Source organism: Streptomyces sp. SPB074 (assembly GCF_000154905.1).
Lineage (GTDB): Bacteria > Actinomycetota > Actinomycetes > Streptomycetales > Streptomycetaceae > Streptomyces.
This window is the reverse complement of record NZ_GG770539.1, coordinates 5,190,914-5,191,945: the sequence shown is the minus strand read 5'-3', so window position 1 is coordinate 5,191,945 and position 1,032 is coordinate 5,190,914. Positions and strand designations below refer to the sequence as shown.

Sequence of the window (1,032 nt, the reverse complement as noted above, 5' to 3'; positions counted from 1 at the left end):
CGACGTACGGCGGCGCGCTCCCCGAGACCACGGCGCGGCTGCCGCGCGTGCCGGGCGCGCCGGAGACCGGGGCCGACGCCCCGGGCGAGGAGCCGCAGGAGGGCGGGCGGCGCAAGGCGGTGTACGTGGCCTCGGGCACGGCCCTCGCGGTGGCGGGCGTGGTCGCCGCGCTGTTCGCCGGCGGCGTCTTCGGCCCGGACGCGGCGGCCCCGGAACCCGCGCCCGGGGTCGCGACGGCGGGGCCCGGCACGGCCCGCACCGGCGGCGCGGAGGCGGCCCCGGGCGCGTCGCCGTCCTCCTCCGCCCCGGCCGCCGCCTCCCTCGCGCCGTCCGCCTCGGCGTCTGCTTCCGCTTCGGCTCCGCCCTCGTCCGGCGCCCCGGCGCCGTCCACCACGCCGGGTCCCGGGGCCTCGGACCCCGCGACGTCCCCGCCCCCGGGCGCGAGCCAGGCGCCCCCGCCGCTCCCCACCGTCACCGCCCCGACGGAGCCGCCCACCGGGGGCCCCTCGGAGCAGCGACCGCCCGAGGGGGTCGCCGCTCCGGTGCTGCGCCGGGGCGACAGCGGCCCGGAGGTCGGCGAGCTCAAGGAACGGCTGCGGCTCGTGGGGATCTACCCCGGGGGCGACGGCGACAGCTTCGACCGAACCCTCGCCTACGCGCTGACGACGTACCAGATCACGCGCGGGGCGCGGGACGAGCACGGCGTCTACGGGAGCGACACGCGCACGAAGCTGGAGGGGGAGACGCCGCAACCGGGGCAGTGAGAGGGCGCTCCCGGCCGGCCCGGTCTCCGGCCCACGGCCCCGTTCCCCGGCGCCCGGCCCCGTTCCCCGGCGCCCGGACTCCGCTCAGCCCAGGAGGACCCGTACGCCGTCGGTCGTGCCCTCGATCCGTACCGCGCGCAGGTCCGTGACGTGGTGGTCGGGGGCGTGGGCCGCCGCGCGGGGGCCCACGCCGAGGACCGTGGTGCCCGCGGCGCGTCCGGCGGCGATGCCCGCGGCGGAGTCCTCCAGGACGAGGCAGTCGGCGGCG

Annotated in this window: 1 protein-coding gene and 1 pseudogene; one reads left to right on the top strand and one right to left on the bottom strand. The window is 81.3% G+C overall.

Translation table 11 applies throughout. From position 1 onward, the window contains the following. Window positions 1-764, top strand: a 764-nt coding sequence (locus SSBG_RS21995; protein WP_106429374.1) for a hypothetical protein, incomplete at its 5' end; no start/stop codon positions are given. Window positions 765-848: 84 nt separating this feature from the next. Here the strand turns inward: SSBG_RS21995 and SSBG_RS31620 are convergent. Next, window positions 849-1,032: pseudogene (locus tag SSBG_RS31620) on the bottom strand (HAD family hydrolase); the annotation flags it as partial.